General features: G+C 61.1%; 19 protein-coding genes. 11 read left to right on the top strand and 8 right to left on the bottom strand.

Annotated features, from left to right (window positions below):
* Nucleotides 1-216 precede the first annotated feature (216 nt).
* Nucleotides 217-1,077, top strand: a complete 861-nt coding sequence (locus tag KHP07_RS10030) for a Tim44 domain-containing protein (protein WP_214497136.1) — start codon at nucleotides 217-219, stop codon at nucleotides 1,075-1,077.
* Between the two features lie 135 nt (nucleotides 1,078-1,212).
* A complete protein-coding gene (locus KHP07_RS10025; protein ID WP_010207624.1) occupies nucleotides 1,213-1,620 on the top strand; it encodes an SMI1/KNR4 family protein in 408 nt (135 codons plus the stop codon).
* A gap of 197 nt (nucleotides 1,621-1,817) precedes the next feature.
* Here the strand turns inward: KHP07_RS10025 and KHP07_RS10020 are convergent, their stop codons facing one another.
* A complete protein-coding gene (locus tag KHP07_RS10020) occupies nucleotides 1,818-3,581 on the bottom strand; it encodes a cation:proton antiporter (RefSeq protein ID WP_078050798.1) in 1,764 nt (587 codons plus the stop codon).
* Nucleotides 3,582-3,872: 291 nt separating this feature from the next.
* On the opposite strand from KHP07_RS10020, the gene KHP07_RS10015 reads away from it, so the two are divergent.
* Nucleotides 3,873-4,358 (top strand): acyl-CoA thioesterase, encoded by a 486-nt coding sequence (locus tag KHP07_RS10015; protein WP_034110411.1) that lies wholly within the window; start codon nucleotides 3,873-3,875, stop codon nucleotides 4,356-4,358.
* 36 nt (nucleotides 4,359-4,394) lie between these two features.
* On the opposite strand, the gene KHP07_RS10010 is transcribed toward KHP07_RS10015, so the two are convergent.
* Together KHP07_RS10010 and pdxY are read right to left on the bottom strand one after the other, a co-directional pair.
* Nucleotides 4,395-5,423: a hypothetical protein gene (locus KHP07_RS10010; RefSeq protein ID WP_078050799.1), complete on the bottom strand. Its 1,029-nt coding sequence runs from the start codon at nucleotides 5,421-5,423 to the stop codon at nucleotides 4,395-4,397.
* Between the two features lie 81 nt (nucleotides 5,424-5,504).
* The gene (gene pdxY, locus KHP07_RS10005) at nucleotides 5,505-6,377 is read right to left on the bottom strand and encodes a pyridoxal kinase PdxY (protein ID WP_034110415.1); all 873 of its coding nucleotides are present in this window, start codon (nucleotides 6,375-6,377) and stop codon (nucleotides 5,505-5,507) included.
* A 117-nt stretch (nucleotides 6,378-6,494) separates the two neighbouring features.
* Between pdxY and KHP07_RS10000 the strand changes: the two genes are divergently transcribed.
* Entirely contained in the window at nucleotides 6,495-6,890 is a 396-nt protein-coding gene (locus KHP07_RS10000) for a DUF3301 domain-containing protein (RefSeq protein WP_015886608.1), read from the top strand.
* Here the strand turns inward: KHP07_RS10000 and KHP07_RS09995 are convergent.
* The 4 genes from KHP07_RS09995 to dksA are packed head-to-tail and all read right to left on the bottom strand — an operon-like array spanning nucleotide 6,884 to nucleotide 10,175.
* Nucleotides 6,884-7,846, bottom strand: a complete 963-nt coding sequence (locus KHP07_RS09995) for a CobW family GTP-binding protein (RefSeq protein WP_214497135.1) — start codon at nucleotides 7,844-7,846, stop codon at nucleotides 6,884-6,886. The genes KHP07_RS10000 and KHP07_RS09995 overlap by 7 nt on opposite strands.
* Nucleotides 7,847-7,890: 44 nt before the next feature.
* Nucleotides 7,891-8,535: a DUF1826 domain-containing protein gene (locus KHP07_RS09990; RefSeq protein WP_214497134.1), complete on the bottom strand. Its 645-nt coding sequence runs from the start codon at nucleotides 8,533-8,535 to the stop codon at nucleotides 7,891-7,893.
* Nucleotides 8,535-9,743 carry a zinc metallochaperone GTPase ZigA gene (zigA, locus tag KHP07_RS09985; RefSeq protein ID WP_078050803.1) on the bottom strand — a complete coding sequence of 403 codons (1,209 nt, stop codon included), beginning with the start codon at nucleotides 9,741-9,743 and terminating at the stop codon, nucleotides 8,535-8,537. Before zigA ends, KHP07_RS09990 begins: the two co-directional genes overlap by 1 nt.
* 27 nt (nucleotides 9,744-9,770) lie before the next feature.
* A complete protein-coding gene (gene dksA, locus KHP07_RS09980) occupies nucleotides 9,771-10,175 on the bottom strand; it encodes an RNA polymerase-binding protein DksA (protein ID WP_078050804.1) in 405 nt (134 codons plus the stop codon).
* 127 nt (nucleotides 10,176-10,302) lie between these two features.
* On the opposite strand from dksA, the gene KHP07_RS09975 reads away from it, so the two are divergent.
* Complete coding sequence (locus KHP07_RS09975; protein WP_078050805.1) at nucleotides 10,303-10,671, top strand: glutamine synthetase; 369 nt, start codon at nucleotides 10,303-10,305, stop codon at nucleotides 10,669-10,671.
* On the opposite strand, the gene KHP07_RS09970 is transcribed toward KHP07_RS09975, so the two are convergent.
* Nucleotides 10,668-11,870: an N-acetylmuramoyl-L-alanine amidase gene (locus tag KHP07_RS09970; protein WP_078050806.1), complete on the bottom strand. Its 1,203-nt coding sequence runs from the start codon at nucleotides 11,868-11,870 to the stop codon at nucleotides 10,668-10,670. The genes KHP07_RS09975 and KHP07_RS09970 overlap by 4 nt on opposite strands.
* A gap of 128 nt (nucleotides 11,871-11,998) precedes the next feature.
* On the opposite strand from KHP07_RS09970, the gene folE2 reads away from it, so the two are divergent.
* The 6 genes from folE2 to KHP07_RS09940 are packed head-to-tail and all read left to right on the top strand — an operon-like array spanning nucleotide 11,999 to nucleotide 16,283.
* On the top strand, nucleotides 11,999-12,895 hold the full coding sequence (gene folE2, locus KHP07_RS09965) for a GTP cyclohydrolase FolE2 (RefSeq protein WP_099493263.1): 897 nt from the start codon (nucleotides 11,999-12,001) through the stop codon (nucleotides 12,893-12,895).
* Nucleotides 12,892-13,560, top strand: a complete 669-nt coding sequence (locus tag KHP07_RS09960; RefSeq protein ID WP_078050808.1) for a metal ABC transporter ATP-binding protein — start codon at nucleotides 12,892-12,894, stop codon at nucleotides 13,558-13,560. Before folE2 ends, KHP07_RS09960 begins: the two co-directional genes overlap by 4 nt.
* Nucleotides 13,560-14,426 (top strand): metal ABC transporter permease, encoded by an 867-nt coding sequence (locus KHP07_RS09955; RefSeq protein WP_078050809.1) that lies wholly within the window; start codon nucleotides 13,560-13,562, stop codon nucleotides 14,424-14,426. Before KHP07_RS09960 ends, KHP07_RS09955 begins: the two co-directional genes overlap by 1 nt.
* 11 nt (nucleotides 14,427-14,437) lie before the next feature.
* Nucleotides 14,438-15,316 (top strand): metal ABC transporter substrate-binding protein, encoded by an 879-nt coding sequence (locus KHP07_RS09950; protein WP_078050810.1) that lies wholly within the window; start codon nucleotides 14,438-14,440, stop codon nucleotides 15,314-15,316.
* On the top strand, nucleotides 15,313-15,726 hold the full coding sequence (gene hisI / locus KHP07_RS09945) for a phosphoribosyl-AMP cyclohydrolase (RefSeq protein WP_214497133.1): 414 nt from the start codon (nucleotides 15,313-15,315) through the stop codon (nucleotides 15,724-15,726). The genes KHP07_RS09950 and hisI overlap by 4 nt, the downstream gene beginning before the upstream one ends.
* A complete protein-coding gene (locus KHP07_RS09940; protein WP_005792581.1) occupies nucleotides 15,723-16,283 on the top strand; it encodes a gamma carbonic anhydrase family protein in 561 nt (186 codons plus the stop codon). The genes hisI and KHP07_RS09940 overlap by 4 nt, the downstream gene beginning before the upstream one ends.
* Nucleotides 16,284-16,285 lie beyond the last annotated feature (2 nt).

The raw sequence follows: 16,285 nt of genomic DNA, 5'->3' as shown, positions 1-16,285 counted from the left end.
GCTTTAAGATTGCTATCGCCCGCTAGCCGGGCTCCTACAGGTGAAGAATCGCGCCCCTCCCTTGTTTTTCACCCGCTCGGGCCAATATCTGTAATTAGTCCTACAGACCCTTCGGAATCGGTCTTACGCAAAAGCCCGAAACATTATGCCGCTAGCCACTGTCACTACACCTGTGCAACATGGCGCGCGTGCAATCCACAAATGGGAATTCCCTTTATGAAACGTTTTCTTAGCATCGCCATGGCGTTGTGCATCGGCCTGACGATGAGCATCGACGCCAACGCCAAACGCTTTGGTGGCGGCAAAAGCATGGGCTCGGCACCGACTCACCAGACCAGCCAAATGGCCCCATCCGCCGGTGCCGGCGGTGCTGCGGCCACCGCAGGTGCTGCAGGCGCTGCTGCCAAGGCTGGCGGTGCTTCGCGCTGGTTGGGCCCTCTGGCCGGTATCGCCGCTGGTGGCCTGCTCGCTTCCATGTTCATGGGCGGCGGCTTCGAGGGCATGCAGATCTTCGACATCCTGATCATGGCGGTCATCGCCTTCCTGGTCTTCCGCTTTATCGCCGCCCGTCGCCGCAAGCAGCAGGAGCACCTGGCTCCAGCCGGCGCGCCGATGCAGCGTGAAGTGTTCGAGCAGAAGCCAGCCATGGGTTCGATCTTCGGTGGTTCGCCAGCGCCTGCTGCGGCCCGCCCGGTGATCAACGCACCGGCCTGGTTCAACGAAGAGCGTTTCGTCGAAGCGGCCCGCAGCCACTTCCAGTCCCTGCAGCAGCACTGGGACGCCAACGAAATGGACAAGATCGCCGAGTTCGTGACCCCGCAACTGCTGGAGTTCCTCAAGCGCGAACGCGCCGATCTGGGCGACGCTTTCCAGTCGACCTACATTGACGACCTGCGCGTACAGTTGGACGGTGTGGATGATCGCACCGACAAGACTATCGCCACCCTGACCTTCAGCGGTGTGTCGAAGACGTCGCGCTTCGACCAGGGCGAAGTGTTCAGCGAGAGCTGGAACATGGAGCGCGCCCAAGGCGACAACCAGCCTTGGCTGGTCGCCGGTATCCGCCAGAACGGCTGATCCCTGCACGCCTTGCAAGCAGATACAAAAAACCCCGGACCTGTCCGGGGTTTTCTATTTCACGGTTGCACTTATAGCGAGCTACTGTATAAAACGCCCCTATAAACCGCGCCATCTAGCACGAGGATCCCGGCCGTGGAAGAAATCATCGAACAATTGCGTGAAGCCAATGAACCGGTCCCGGTTCCTCTGGAGCTGCCTGACGAAGACTTGCTGGTGGAGATCGAGGAACAATTGTTCATCGACATCCCGTTTGTCTTCCGTGAATTCCTGCTGACCGTCAGCGACGTGGTGTACGGCAGCCTGGAGCCGGTGACCGTCACCGACCCGCAGTCCCACACCTACCTGCCGGACGTGGCCGCCAACGCCTGGGACGCCGGTGTTGATCGCAGCCTGATCCCGATCTGCCAGGATGGCGACGACTACTACTGCGTTGAGGAAGACGGCACTGTGGTGCTGTGGTCCGGCGAAGAAGAAATCGTCACCGAAGAAACCTGGGAATCGGTGTGGCACTGGGCGCGGGACGTCTGGCTGGAAAGCTGAGCCCTGCACCAAGGGTGACCGGCTTGCTGTGGTGATCGGGCTTAGCGTGGTGAGCGGGCTTGCCCCGCGCTGGGCTGCGTAGCGGCCCCATGCCTCACATCGCAAAACCTGAAAAAACGCGTCGCCTGGACTGGGGCTGCTACGCAGCCCAGCGCGAGCTAGCTCGCTCACCACAAAAAGCTAAGTGGCCCGCTCACTCAGTGTTCGGGCGTATCCTTGTGGTTATCCAGCGTCTCCAGCAAGGCGACCTGCATCCGCGTATGCACGCGGATGAACCACCGCCACAGCACCGCCGCCACCGCTGCCGTGACCACGGCGATCAGCACCAGCAACTTGTTGGTCGGCAGAATACTGGCCGACAAGGCTGCCAACAGCAGGAAGATCACCAGCAGCGAAAGGATCGGGATCAGTTCCGCGATCACCCTTCGCACACGCTGGGTATGCCGCCCGGCCATCTCCGGCTTCACGCTCATCTCCGCCAGCAACATCGACAGCGCCTTGAGCTTGCGGTACGCCGCGATCAGGAATGGCAGCGACAACAGCAACGCCCCACCCCAGATCAACGCCTTCTGCCAGCTTGGGTCACTGATCCAGCCTTCCAGATAGCCGCCGATGCGCACCGCAAAAAAGCTGCCGGCAAAGAAGATCGCCACCACCAGCGCCAGGTTCACCCCCACCTGCAGGATGATCTTGCGGATCATCGACGCCAGCATCGCACCCTCGCCCTGAGGTTGAATGCTGCGCAGCCATTCACCGTACATGCCGAACACTCGGCTCATGCGCTTGGGCATGACCGCCGCGATCTTCAATGACAACGGGTCGGCGCCGCGAATCAGGTACGGCGTGAGCAATGTGGTAATCGCCGAGACCGCCACTGCAACGGGGTAGAGGAAATCACTGGTGACCTGCAACGTCATCCCTAACGCCGCGATGATGAAGGAAAACTCACCAATTTGTGACAGCCCCATGCCCACGCGCAGTGAGGTACGGCCATCATTGCCGGCGATAAACGCGCCCAGGCCACAGGACAGCATCTTGCCCAGTACCACAGCCACGGTGATTACCGCGATCGGCCAGGCATATTGCAGCAGGATCTGTGGGTCGATCATCAAGCCAATCGCCACAAAGAAGATGGCGCTGAACATGTCGCGAACGGGCTCGATCAGGCGCTCGATCTTAATTAACTGACGGGATTCAGCCATGATCGCGCCAATCAGGAACGCGCCCAGCACCATGCTGTATTCCAGCTTGACCACCAGCAGGCAGAAACCGAAACACAGGCCCAGTACGGTAATCAGCAACATCTCGTTGCTTTCGAATTTGGCCACGTAGGCCAGCAAGCGCGGCACCAGCAAAATGCCAATGACCAGCGCTACGATCATGAACAGCGAGAGCTTGCCGACCGTGGAGAACACCTCGCCGGAGCTGACCGTACCGCTGACGGCAATGCTCGACAGCAAGGCGATGATGCCGATGCCGAGGATGTCCTCGACGATCAGCACGCCAAAAATCAATTGGGCGAAGCGCTGGTTCTTCATCTTCAAGTCGTTGAGTGCCTTGACGATGATGGTGGTGGAGGAAATCGCCAGGATCGCGCCGAGGAACAGCGAGTCCATGGTGTTCCAGTCAAACCAGCGGCCGATCTCGTAGCCGATCCAGATCATCAGGATGATTTCCAGGAAGGCTGCGATAAACGCGGTGGCGCCGACCTTGAACAGCTTGCGCAGGCTGAACTCCAGGCCCAGGCAGAACATCAGGAAGATCACGCCCAGTTCGGCGAGGGTCTTGATGGTGTCTTCGTCGTGGATCAGGCCGAAGGGTGGGGTGTGAGGGCCGATGATGAAGCCGGCGACGATGTAACCCAGCACCACCGGCTGCTTGAGGCGGTGAAACAGGATGGTGACAACCCCGGCCACCAACATGATCACGGCCAGGTCCTGGATAAAGCTGATGGCGTGCATGGCGAGGGGCTCCTTGAGGGTACTGGCGCTTTTCCCACTTCCGCGCGCGCCTTTGATCAGTCGCAAAGAGCGGAAGGAAAAGTCTGCCTTGATCGTAAGAAATGCCCTGAGACGGGCTTTTGAAGGTTAACACCGCGACTTCCGGCAGAAAGCCGGTGCAATATATGGAAACAGATCGGTGCACGCGTGACGGCAAGCCGCCTACCGGCGTCCCGTTATGGATGGCGCTGCAAAGATTCCAGCACCCGCAGAGGTGCCCCCCAACCAATGCCTACAACCCGTGAGTGTGCTATGGAACCCGGAAACGCCCAGCTGTCGATGACGGTATTGATGACCCCTGATATGGCCAACTTCTCAGGCAATGTCCACGGCGGCACCCTGCTCAAGTACCTCGACGAAGTGGCCTACGCCTGCGCGAGCCGTTATGCCGGTCGCTATGTCGTGACGCTGTCGGTGGACCAGGTGATTTTTCGCGAACCCATCCATGTCGGCGAGCTGGTGACGTTCCTTGCATCGGTCAACTACACCGGCAACACCTCCATGGAGGTGGGCATCAAGGTGGTGACCGAGAATATCCGCGAGCGCTCGGTGCGCCATACCAACAGCTGCTTCTTCACCATGGTGGCCGTGGACGACCAGCGCAAACCGGCCGCCGTGCCACCGCTGCAACCGCACAACAGCGAAGACAAGCGCCGGTTCGTGCAGGCCCAGCAGCGCCGGCAGATCCGCCAGGAACTGGAAAAGCGCTACCAGGAAATCAAGGCAGACGCGCCGTAAGCCATTTTTTCCGTTTAGGAGCGGACAAGCCCGCTCCTACAACTGCCAGCACCCATCGTAGTGGGCACACACATCAAAGCGCTGATCCAACTGGCTCATGCGCTCCATGTGATGGTTCACGATGTCCACCATCACGGCTTTGCTGGTGTTCTTGTAGTACTGCGCCATCAACTTGTCGTTGGCCTTGACGCGCTCGACCACGGCGGCGTCCGTCGGGTTCTGCCATTGTTCCAGAATCGCATCTTCGGTCCCGCTCAGGCGCATGCGGTAAACCCGCTCATAAAGCTCCAGCGTACGGGCCTTGCGGCCAGCCATTTCCTGATTCACCAGTGCGTAGTTCTGACGGAACTGAACCCAATAGGCCTCAGGTGGGGTGAAGGTGCCTAATTTCGCCTTGCGCTCGGCGATCGCTTCTTCGGTGGCTTGCGGGCGTTGCGCGGTGTCGGGCTCCATCAACGTGATGAGCTGCATATGGGTTTCAACGATCGCGTTGATCAACGCGGTACGGTGAGGCGTCGCCGGGATCACCTTACCAAATATCGGGCTCTTGCCCGCGCACGACGGCATGCCGTTCTCGAATATCGGCTGGGGAATGCGCACATCCTTGCCCCCAGCACGCGTCAGGCGCTGCAACGAGGTCGTGCACATGCCCCGCTCCATATCGAAGGTCACTTCATACTCTTCCCCGGCCTTTGGCGTGATGCTCATGGATTTGCCGCAGACATAGCTTCCGCCATTGGTGTTGATCATCAGCATGGTTTCTTTGCCGGGTGCCAGCTTGAACTCCAGCAAGCCCCTGGCCTTGGCCGGCGGGGGCACGGACATGCCGACACGTCGGCGGGTATCGACCAGGAAAATATTGTTGAGCATGCCAGTGGTCTGGCCCATGCAGTGCTCAGCGTCGTAGACGTCGATGGTGGTATTGGACGTATTAGAGATGAAGCGCAGCTTGGCGGCATCAGGCTCGGTGGCGTCAGGGTAAGTGCCGTTCACACTGCAACCGGCCAGCAACGACGTCAGCACCAGGGCGGTCAGCGCCCGCGGCGAAGGGAATACGAGGGACATGGATCTTCCTTGAAAGCACAGGGGACTAGGAGGCGCCCGATACTACCGGACGCCCTTGCCCTGGCTCAATGAAGAATATTCCTACAACTCAATGGGTGTGGCTTCGAAACGCACGCGAGGATGGGCAATGCGATCCTGGGCGCGTACCAGCTCAAGCTCGTAACTGGCGCAGGCCTGGGTTTCCAGCAGCACTTCATGGACCGCGGCGGCGGTGAATTCAAAGGCGGCCAGCAGGCTGTCGCCCAACAGCACCCGCGCCAGGAACAGGCCCGAGGTCAAATCGCCGACGCCCACTGGCTGACGTGGAAACGCCAGCAGCGGCCGACGCAAGTGCCAGCTGCCTTCGGCGGTCACCAGCAGCATCTCGAAACCGTCCGGCAGCTTGCCAGGGTAATCCAGATGTTTAACCAATACCGCTTTCGGTCCGCGTGCCAGCAGCGCCTTGGCCATGGCCAGGCAATCGAACAGCGATTGCGGCTTGCGCCCGGCGAAGCTGTCCAGCTCAAGCTGGTTGGGGCACAGGAAGTCGGCCATGGCCGCGGCTTCGTCCAGCAGGAAATCGCTGACTTCCTGGGGCACGATGCAGCCCTTTTCCGGATGGCCCATCACCGGGTCGCACAGATACAGGGCCTTGGGGTTGATGGCCTTGATGCGCGCCACACCGGTCAGGATCGCACGGCCCTGATCCGCACTGCCCAGGTAACCGGACAGAATCGCATCGCAGTTGCCCAACTCACCGATGGCGGCAATGCCTTCCACCAGCGCCGGAATCTGCTGCGGCGCCAACACTTCGCCCGCCCACTGGCCATACTGGGTGTGGTTGGAGAACTGCACCGTGTTCAGCGGCCAGACGTTCACCCCGACCCGCTGCATGGGGAACACGGCGGCGCTGTTTCCGGCGTGGCCAAAGACCACATGAGACTGGATCGCAAGCAGATGAGGTGTGCGTTTCATGCAGGGGATTTCCGTAAAGCCATTGAAATTCTGGCCGCGCAGTATGCGACTAAACGCAGCCTGTACGACAGGCCGGCGACACAGTTAAGCTGCTCTCACTTTGTTGGAGTCTTTCGCATGCTGACCCTGGGAAACATCTTCGTGTTGATGCTGCTGGCGACCGGTGCCGCCTGGGTGTGGCACAACCACGGCCTGCGCGAACGCGCGTTGGAGCGGGTCAAGCAGCATTGCGCCAAACTCGACATCGAACTGCTCGACGGTGCCGTGGCGCTCAAGCGCATCGGTTTTGTGAAGGATGCCAACGGTCGGCGGCGCCTGGCACGCATCTACAACTTTGAATTCACCGTGACCGGCGAAACCCGCCACCCGGGGACTATCACCCAATTCGGCGCCCACAGTGCGCAGATCGAACTGGCGCCCTATCCGTTCGAGATCAAGACACCGCTGCCCAGCGCCGAGGTGATCGAACTGAGCCAGTGGCGCCAGGACCACGGCACCAAGAACCGTCAGTAACGGCAGGCCGCCAAGGCGGCCTGCAACGCGGCTACGTCCTGGGGTTCGCTGAAAATCAATTCGATACGTGAGTCACGCCGCCATTCGCTGGTTTGCCAGGCGAGCGGGCTGTTGTCCACAGCATTGGTTGAAACCCAGCCTTCGGCGCCGTGGATAACCAACTTGGCGCGGCGCCACTCAAGGCTTGCGAGCCACCGATGCAGGCGTTGGGCATCGAATTGCTGGCTCGGGTGCCAGCGCCAGCCAATGCTCCAGCCGCCCTCTTGGGCTTGGCTCAGGCAGATCGGTTGCGCAGGGTCACTCCAGATTGCCGGTATTTGCGCCAACCCCTTGGGCACTTCGAAGTTATCCACAGCCGCTGCGGCCTGCGCATTCAGGCCCGGTAACTGCGCCAGCGGCAAATGCGCCTGGCGGGTCCAGTACAACGGGCAGTCAGGTAACTGCTGTTCAATTGCCTGGCGCTGCGCAGCGTCCAGCGCTTCATCCTTGTTCAATACCAGTAGCCCGGCACTCGCCAGGGCTTCCTGCTGCGCTGGCGGCAAGGGCTTGCCCGCCGCCAGCGCCTGGGCATCCAGCACCAGCACACAGGGCTGCAGCGCCAGCACGTCCTGCCACGGCGCCTCCCGCAGTTGTTTGAGCAATTGTGCCGGATGGCCCAGGCCCGAGGGTTCGATAAACAGCCGATCCGGCTTGGCCCTACGCAACAACCGACCCAGTCCTACCTGAAATGGAGCGCCATTCACGCAGCACAGGCAGCCGCCTGCGACCTCGCCCAGGGCTATGCCGTCGCTGTCCTGAGTGAGCAAGGCAGCGTCCAGGCCGATCTGCCCGAACTCGTTGATCAGCACGGCCCAGCGCTCGTTGGTCGGGCGCTGGGCGAGCAGGTGCTTGATAAGGCTGGTCTTGCCGGCCCCCAAGGGCCCGGCAATCACGTGGGTGGGAATGTTCTGCAGCATGAGAGGCATCGTTCGGACCGTGTAGAGCGTTTGATCCTACGCGGTTATGCGAGCCAATCCAGTGTCAGGATCAATCGACGCTCGTCAGCCTTGAGTGCGGGTGAACGGTGAATCAGGCCGTGACCTTCGTTGCCATGCCATTTGGTGCCCTTGAGCAGGGCGACTTCGCCACAGTGGAGCTGTTCGATCCTGTCGCTGGGTTCGGCGTCCGGCTGGCTCAGTCTACGACGGTCCATCACGCCCTCACGCAACCACTGGCTGCCGACCCCGGCATAGGTGGTGATCAGCCGCACCGGTACATGGTCGACATGAAAACGCGGGCACATCGCTTTATCCAACAGCCGCAAGCGCACGCCGATACGCTTGGCGCCCAGCAAACAGGCGAACGCGCTGACCAGCCAAGACACATCGGCGATAAAGCCTTCGTAGCCTTCCAGGTCGCGGCAACTGGACGCCAGCCCCTGCACGTTGGGCACGGCGTCTTCGTCGCTGAGTTCTACCACCATGGAATCCGCCAACGGCTCGTTGAGCGCCACCAGCAAGGCGCCGAACTCGGCGATATGCAGGGGCAACTGGCGCTGCCACACCGCCAGGTTGACGCCCTCTTCAAGGATGTCGGACAGCGCCAGCGGGGTTTCACCAGAGGTCTGGCGAATCACGGGACGCAGGGGAATAACCGGGGCCAGCATCAGGCGGCTGCCTCCTCATACCAGGGGCCAAAGGGATCGGCCAGCAAGCGCCAACCTTCGACGCCCTGGGCCATTTCTTCATCGTTGAGCAAGCAGGCGTCCAACTCCGCGCGCAGTTGGGTGAAGTCGATGTTCTGACCGATAAACACCAGTTCCTGGCGGCAGTCACCGGTGCTCAGTTGCCAGTTGCCCATGATCGCCGCGACACTTTCTTCGTCCTGAGGCCACTGGCTTTTCGGCACAAAGCGCCACCAGCGACCGGCAAACCCATGGCGCATCAAGCCGCCTGCCTGGGACCAACTGCCCGCATCCTGGTGCTTGCTGGCCAGCCAGAAAAAGCCTTTGGAGCGCAGCAGTTTGCCGTTGACCCACGGGCGGTCGATAAAGTCGAAAAAACGCTGCGGATGAAAGGGACGGCGCGCACGGTAAGCGGTGGAGGCAATACCGTATTCCTCGGTTTCCGGTACATGTTCACCACGCAATTCCTGCAACCAGCCCGGCGCTTGCGCGGCGCGTTCGAAGTCGAAACGGCCAGTGTTGAGAATCTTGTCCAGCGGCACTTCACCCATGACCATCGGGATGATTTCCGCCTGGGCGTTGAGGCGCTCAAGGATCGCCATCAACTCTTCGCGCTCGCGGCTGCTGATCAGGTCGATCTTGCTGATAAGGATCACGTCGGCAAATTCGATCTGCTCGATCAGCAGGTCGGTGATGGAGCGCTCGTCTTCTTCACCGAGGGTTTCCCCGCGCGAGGCCAGGCTTTCGGCGGCCTGGTAATCGAGCAGGAAGTTCATGCCGTCGACCACCGTGACCATGGTGTCCAGGCGTGCGATATCGGCCAGGCTTTGCTCGTTTTCATCGCGAAAGGTGAAGGTTTCGGCCACCGGCAAGGGCTCGGAGATGCCGGTGGACTCGATCAGCAGGTAATCGAACCGACCTTCCTTGGCGAGTTTTCCGACTTCTTCCAGCAAGTCTTCACGCAAAGTGCAGCAGATGCAGCCGTTGCTCATCTCCACCAGCTTTTCTTCGGCGCGGTTGAGGGTGACGTCACGCTGGACTTCGCTGCCGTCGATGTTGATTTCGCTCATGTCGTTGACGATCACCGCCACCCGCAGGTTTTCGCGGTTGCGCAGGACGTAATTGAGCAGCGTGCTTTTACCGGCGCCGAGAAAGCCGGACAACACGGTCACGGGGAGACGATTGGGCATCAGGTATTCCTCATCAGGGTTGGCCGGTCAAATCGCCCGTTTATGGCGTTCGCGCAGCTCTTCACGTTCTTTGGCTTCGATACACAGCGTGGCGGTGGGACGTAGCAGCAGGCGTTGCAGGCCGATGGGCTCACCGGTCTCGCGGCACCAGCCGTATTCCCCACGGACCAACAACTCGAGAGCGTCGTCGATCTTGTCCAACAGCTTTTTTTCCCGTTCGAGCAGGCGCAGTTGCCATTGCCGCTGTTCTTCGGCGCTGCCCACATCGGCCGGGTCGCTGTTGGTTTCCTGTTCACGCAGCGCCATGAACTCGGCGTCTATACGGACTTGCAGCTCATTGCGCTGGATCAGCAGCAACTCGCGGAAGAAGCCTTGCTGGGCTTCGTTCATGTAGTCGGCGGGTGGCTGGGCCAGCAGGTCTTGTTCGGTCATGGGGAGCAGTTCACGGGTCAGGCTGTGTTTCAATGTTATAGTATAACAATGCAAATAAGCCAATCCCCTCTTGCTCACCTCGACGAAGGGCGCAATGCTTGACCACTTCCCTGCTGTGAGAAACCCGATGAAATACCTGGTGTGCGCCCTGTTGTTGGCAACGGCCGGAACGGCTTGCGCCCAGGCACCCAACCTGTTGGCCAACTGCACGCGCAGCGCCAATCTGCTGGCCTGCGTCGATCCCCTGGGCAATGCCTACAGCGTCGCGACGGTCGGCAGCACCACGTATTTGCGCGGGTACGAGGTGATCGGCAAACGCTACTGGGCACAGACCAACAGCCGCTACGGGCAACTGACGTTCTTTACCGGGTTGGCGTCGGACGGTGAGGCGTGGGTGGGCTATACGCGGCGTGTGGGCTGGACCACCCTCAACCGGTTTTCCAGTTCGGGTGGCGCCAGCGCCAAATTCACCTGCAGCCGTATAACGGGTTGTTAGACCTGACTGTCCTTCTGTTCCTGCACCCACGCCATGTAGCTGTTCATGGGTGGGTTCTTCTGGAAGTACTTTTTCAGGCCTTCGAACAGGCCGTCGGCAACCGCCTGTTGATGCCGCGCGGTAACCAGGCGCGCACTGTCACGCGCATTGGAGATAAACCCGGTCTCCACCAGGATCGACGGCACGTCCGGTGACTTGAGCACCGCGAATCCCGCCTGCTCCACGCGCTTCTGATGCAGGCTGGTAATGCCTTCCAGGCTGCCCAGGATCGAATTGCCCAGTTGCAGGCTGGAGGCAATCGTGGCGTTCATCGACATATCCAGAATCACCCCGGCCAGCATCGGGTCCTTGTCCTTCAGATTGAGCAGGCTGGTGGCGCCGAGCAGGTCGGCGCCGTTTTCCCGCTGCGCCATGAAGCGTGCGGTGGCTGAAGTCGCGCCGCCTTCGGACAAGGCATACACCGAAGCGCCCGACGCAGTGACCCTCGGCGCCGCATCCGCATGCACGGAGATAAACATGTCGGCATTGTGCTTGTGGGCGATCTCCACCCGTTTACGCAGCGGCACGAAGAAGTCGTCGTTGCGCACCAACTTCACGTCAAAACCCTTCTCGCGTTTCAAGCGTTTGGCCAACAGTTGGGCGATGGACAACACCACGTCTTTTTCGCGCTGGCCCTTGGAGCCTACAGCGCCGGGGTCCTTGCCGCCGTGGCCGGGATCGACCACCACAATGATGTCGCGCTTGGGGTGCGCCTTATCCACCAGGGGCTTGGGTTCTGCCGCAATTCGATGAGGCGCCTGCGTCGCGCTGGTCAGGTCCAGCACCAGGCGATGGCCCTGACCCTCCTGGGGCGGCAACAGAAAGCTGTTGAGCTGCATCGGCGCGGCGAGGTCGAGCACGATGCGCGTGTCGCCTTTGCCGAAATGCCCCGAGCGAATCGACGTGATCCCGCTGTTCGTCAGCGCCAGTTGAGAGAAATCACCACTGAGCCCGGCGCCGCTCAAGTCAATGATCAAGCGTTCCGGCGCGCTCAGGGTAAAGGTCTTGTACTGCACCGGGCCGCTGAGGTCGAACACCAGCCGCAGCTTGTCGTCCGAGCGCCACAGGCGGGCGTTGCGTATCTGCGTGGCGTGGGCCGCAAACGGCAAGGTGAAAAGAGGGCTGGCCAGAAGCAGGTTCAGGAGCTGACGTCTGTGCATGACAAATACCGCAAATAAAGGAGCGTCCCTGCTCGACATGACTGAAAAAAGGCTGGAGCAGAAAAATCATCGTCGACTTAATAGTTATAATATAACATGTCTTTTTATTTCCAACGATGGACCTGCTCATGAATGCGCTGACTCTGCCGGATATCGCCGCGCAGGCTTCACGCCAAGCCTTGCCGCTCGACTGGGTGGGCATGTGCGGCATCGCCCTGCCGATTCTGATCGACGGGCAGCAATTGACCGCCACCGCCGATGCCGGTGTGAGCCTGGACGACGGCGCCGCCCGTGGCATTCATATGTCACGCCTATACCTGGCGCTGGAGATGCTGGACCAGCAGCCCCTTACGCCTGCACTTCTGCGTAATGTACTGCAGCGTTTTCTCGACAGTCATGAAGGTTTATCTAATAACGCCTACCTGCGGATACACACCGATTTACTGCTCAAACGCCCGGCACTGGTCAGCCCGCTGGCTGGTTGGAAGGGTTACCCGGTGAGCATCGAAGCGCGCCTGGAAAACCAGATGTTCCACGTGGAACTAAAAATTGACGTTACTTATTCCTCGACTTGCCCTTGCTCCGCTGCCCTCGCCAGGCAATTGATTCAGCAGCAATTTCTCGAGGACTTCGCCAACACACCGTTGCAGCATGAAGACGTATTGACCTGGCTTGGCAGCGCCAATGGCATTGTTGCTACGCCCCACAGTCAGCGCAGCAGCGCGCAACTGCTGATCACATTGGACGGCGACCAACCCAGCCTGCCCATCACCGACCTGATCAATGACGTCGAAGCCGCCCTCGGCACCGCCGTACAAACAGCCGTGAAACGTGCGGACGAACAAGCCTTCGCCCTGGCCAACGGGCAGAACCTGATGTTCTGCGAAGACGCCGCCCGCCGCCTGAACCTCGCCTTGAAATGCTCGGATGCCGTCAAAGCCTTCCACCTGAAAGTGATCCACGCCGAAAGCCTGCACGCGCACGATGCCGTGGCTGAAAGCCGCTGGACGAGAAACCCTGCATGATCACCTGCACCGCATTGCGTTGGGGCGCACCAGGCCAACCGCTGACGCCGGCCTTAGATCTCACACTGGAAAGAGGCAGCCTCACCGGCATCATTGGCGCCAACGGCACCGGTAAAAGCAGCCTGCTCAAAGTCATCGCCGGTCTGCAAAAGCCCTTGGCGGGCAACGTCACGGTGGACGTTCCACGCCGTGGCGGCCTGTCGTTCCTGCCGCAGCAACAGCATCTGGACCGCCAGTTCCCGATCAGCCTGCAGGAACTGGTTGCCGCCGGTTTCTGGGGCACCCAACTCTCCTCGCAGCAACGCAGCCAGCGCCTTGCAGCGGTTTTGGAGGACTGGAGCCTCAGCGGCCTGGAGCACCGCCCGTTGATGGCCTTGTCCGGTGGCGAGTTGCAACGCGCCCTGCTCGCCCGCATGAGCCTGGCCGAAGCGCCGGTGCTGTTGCTCGACGAGCCTCACGCTGCCCTCGATGAAGAAGGCCAGGCGCTGTGCTGGAAACACATCCATGCCTGGCACGACGCAGGCCGCACGCTGATCGTCGTCTGCCATGACCTCGCGTCCGTGCGCCATCACACCCAGCAAGTGGTGCAGATCAAACACACCGGCTGCCTCTTCGGCCCGAGCAAAGAGCTCATTCGCCCACAGCACCAGATGCAGGTGGCCTGATGCACTTCACCTCCCACCTGTGGATGCCCTTCTTCGACTTCATCTTCATGCGTCGCGCATTAATCGGCGGCCTGGTGCTCGCCTGCAGCACCGCGCCGCTGGGGGTGTTCTTGATCCTGCGGCGTATGAGCCTGATCGGTGACGCGGTGGCCCATGGCATCCTGCCTGGCGCGGCCCTCGGCTTCTGGTTCGCCGGCCTCAGCCTGCCCGCCCTGACCATCGGCGGCCTTGGTGCCGGCCTGAGCATGGCCGGCCTGTCCGCCTGGATCACCCGTCGTACCGGCCTACGCGAAGATGCCAGTCTCGCGGCCATCTACCCCATCTCCCTCGCCGCCGGCGTGCTGATCCTCGGCCTCGCCGGCAAACGCCTGGACCTGCTCCACCTGCTGTTCGGCTCCGCCCTGGCCGTGGATGAAACCACCCTCACCGGCATGCTCTGGGTCTCCAGCTTCAGCCTGATCGCCATGGCCGCAATCTACAAACCGCTACTGCTGGACACCCTCGACCCTCTGTTCCTGCAGACCGTCAGCCGACTTGGCCCGTTGGCCCACGGTTTGTTCCTGACCCTGGTGGTGCTGAACCTGGTGATCGGCTTTCAGGCAATCGGTGCATTGATGGTGGTGGGATTGATGATGCTGCCCGCCATCGCTTCACGTTTCTGGAGCCGGCGCCTGCCGGTGCTGATCGCGGTATCGGCGGTGCTGGGATGCCTGTCGGTATGGCTGGGCCTGTTGCTGTCGTTCTACTACTCGCTGCCCAGCGGACCGGCCATCGTGCTGGTGGCGGGCGCCGGGTACCTGCTGTCCGTGGTCTTCGGTCCGGTGCACGGCTTGCTGCGCCGCCCGCCCTTGCTGTCATCCCAATGAGGTGTTTCCCGATGCGCGCTCTACTCGTGCTATTCAGTCTCGTCCTGTCGTTATCGACGGCTCAGGCCGCAGACAAACTCCAGGTGGTTACCAGCTTCAGCATCCTGGATGACATCACCCACCAGATCGGTGGCGATCACATCCAGATCAGCAACATGGTCGGCCCCGACGCCGATGCCCATACCTACGAGCCAACACCCGACGATGCCAAGGCGCTGCTCAAAGCCAAGGTCATCATCAAGAATGGCCTGGGCTTCGAGCCGTGGCTGGACCGCCTGGTGACCAGCACCGAAACTAAGGCCACCGTGGTCACCGCGAGCAAAGGCGTGATCTCCCACACCATGGAAGAGGACGGCGAAACCATCCCCGACCCGCACGCCTGGCATAACCTGGCCAACGCCGAAATCTACGTGAACAACATCACCAAGGCGCTGGTGGCCGCCGACCCGGCCAACAAGGCCGACTACCTGCGCAACAGTCAGGCCTACCTGAAAGAAATCTACCGGCTGCTGGCCGAAGCCAAGACCAAGTTCGGCGCTCTACCCGCCGGCAACCGCCGCATCGTCACCTCCCACGACGCCTTCGGTTACCTGGGTCAGGCCTACGGCATCGAGTTCCTTGCGCCACAGGGCCTGTCCACCGAACGCGAACCGTCCGCCGCCGAAGTCGCCGCGCTGATCACCCAGATCCGCAAAGACAAAGTCAAAGCCGTGTTCATGGAAAACATCAAGGACTCGCGCCTGCTCCAGCAGATCGCTGACGAAAGCGGCGCGCAGATCGGCGGCACGCTGTATTCCGATGCCCTCGCGGCACAAGGCCCGGCCAGCACCTTCACCGGGCTGTTCGAATACAACCTCAACACGCTGTGCGCGGCCCTGAGCAAGCCATGAGCGTAAGCATGCTCGACCTGGAAGGGGCTGCCGCCGGCAGCCGCTTTCCACTTCAACCTTTCTTCGATGCGCTGCCATGGAACAGCGATGGCCTGATCGCCGCCATCGCCCAGCAACACCGCAGCGGCGAAGTCCTGATGCTGGCCTGGATGAACCGCCAGGCCCTCAAGGAAACCCTGGCCACCGGGCAAGTCTGCTACTGGTCGCGCTCGCGCCAGCAATTATGGCGCAAGGGTGAAAGCTCGGGCCACTGGCAGCAACTGATCGAGGCACGCCTCGATTGCGACGGCGACGCCGTATTGCTGATCGTCGACCAGCAAGGCCCGGCTTGCCACACCGGTCGGCCCACCTGTTTCTACAACGCTATTGATGGCGACTACATTCACATCCTCACGGAGCCCCGCGCATGATCCGCAAGAACCCTTCCGGCGACCTGCCAGTGATTGCCGAATCGGCCTACGTCGACAAGACCGCGATCATCTGCGGCAAAGTGATCATCGGCGAAAACGTCTTCGTCGGCCCCTACGCCGTGATCCGTGCCGACGAAGTCGACGCCAGCGGCGCCATGGACCCGATCACCATCGGCGCCAATTCCAATATCCAGGACGGCGTGGTCATCCACTCCAAGTCTGGTGCGGCGGTGACTATCGGCGAATTCACCTCCATTGCGCACCGCTCCATCGTGCACGGCCCCTGCACGGTCGGTGACCGCGTGTTCATCGGCTTCAACAGCGTGCTGTTCAATTGCGCCGTGGGCGACGGCTGTGTGGTGCGCCACAACTCGGTGGTCGACGGTCGCGACTTGCCTGCTGCCTTCTATGTGCCCTCCACCACCCGCATCGGGCCCAACACCGACCTGTCGCAATTCCCGCCGGTGAGTGTGAGCGCCTCGGAGTTTTCCGAAGACGTGGCACGTACCAATGTCGATCTGGTACGCGGCTACAAAGCCTTGCAAAACGAGTTCTGAAC

The organism is Pseudomonas sp. VS40 (assembly GCF_018587885.1).
In the GTDB taxonomy this organism is placed as follows: Bacteria; Pseudomonadota; Gammaproteobacteria; order Pseudomonadales; family Pseudomonadaceae; genus Aquipseudomonas; species Aquipseudomonas pergaminensis.
Note: the sequence above shows the minus strand (reverse complement) of the source record. Positions and strands in the feature narration are given on the sequence as shown.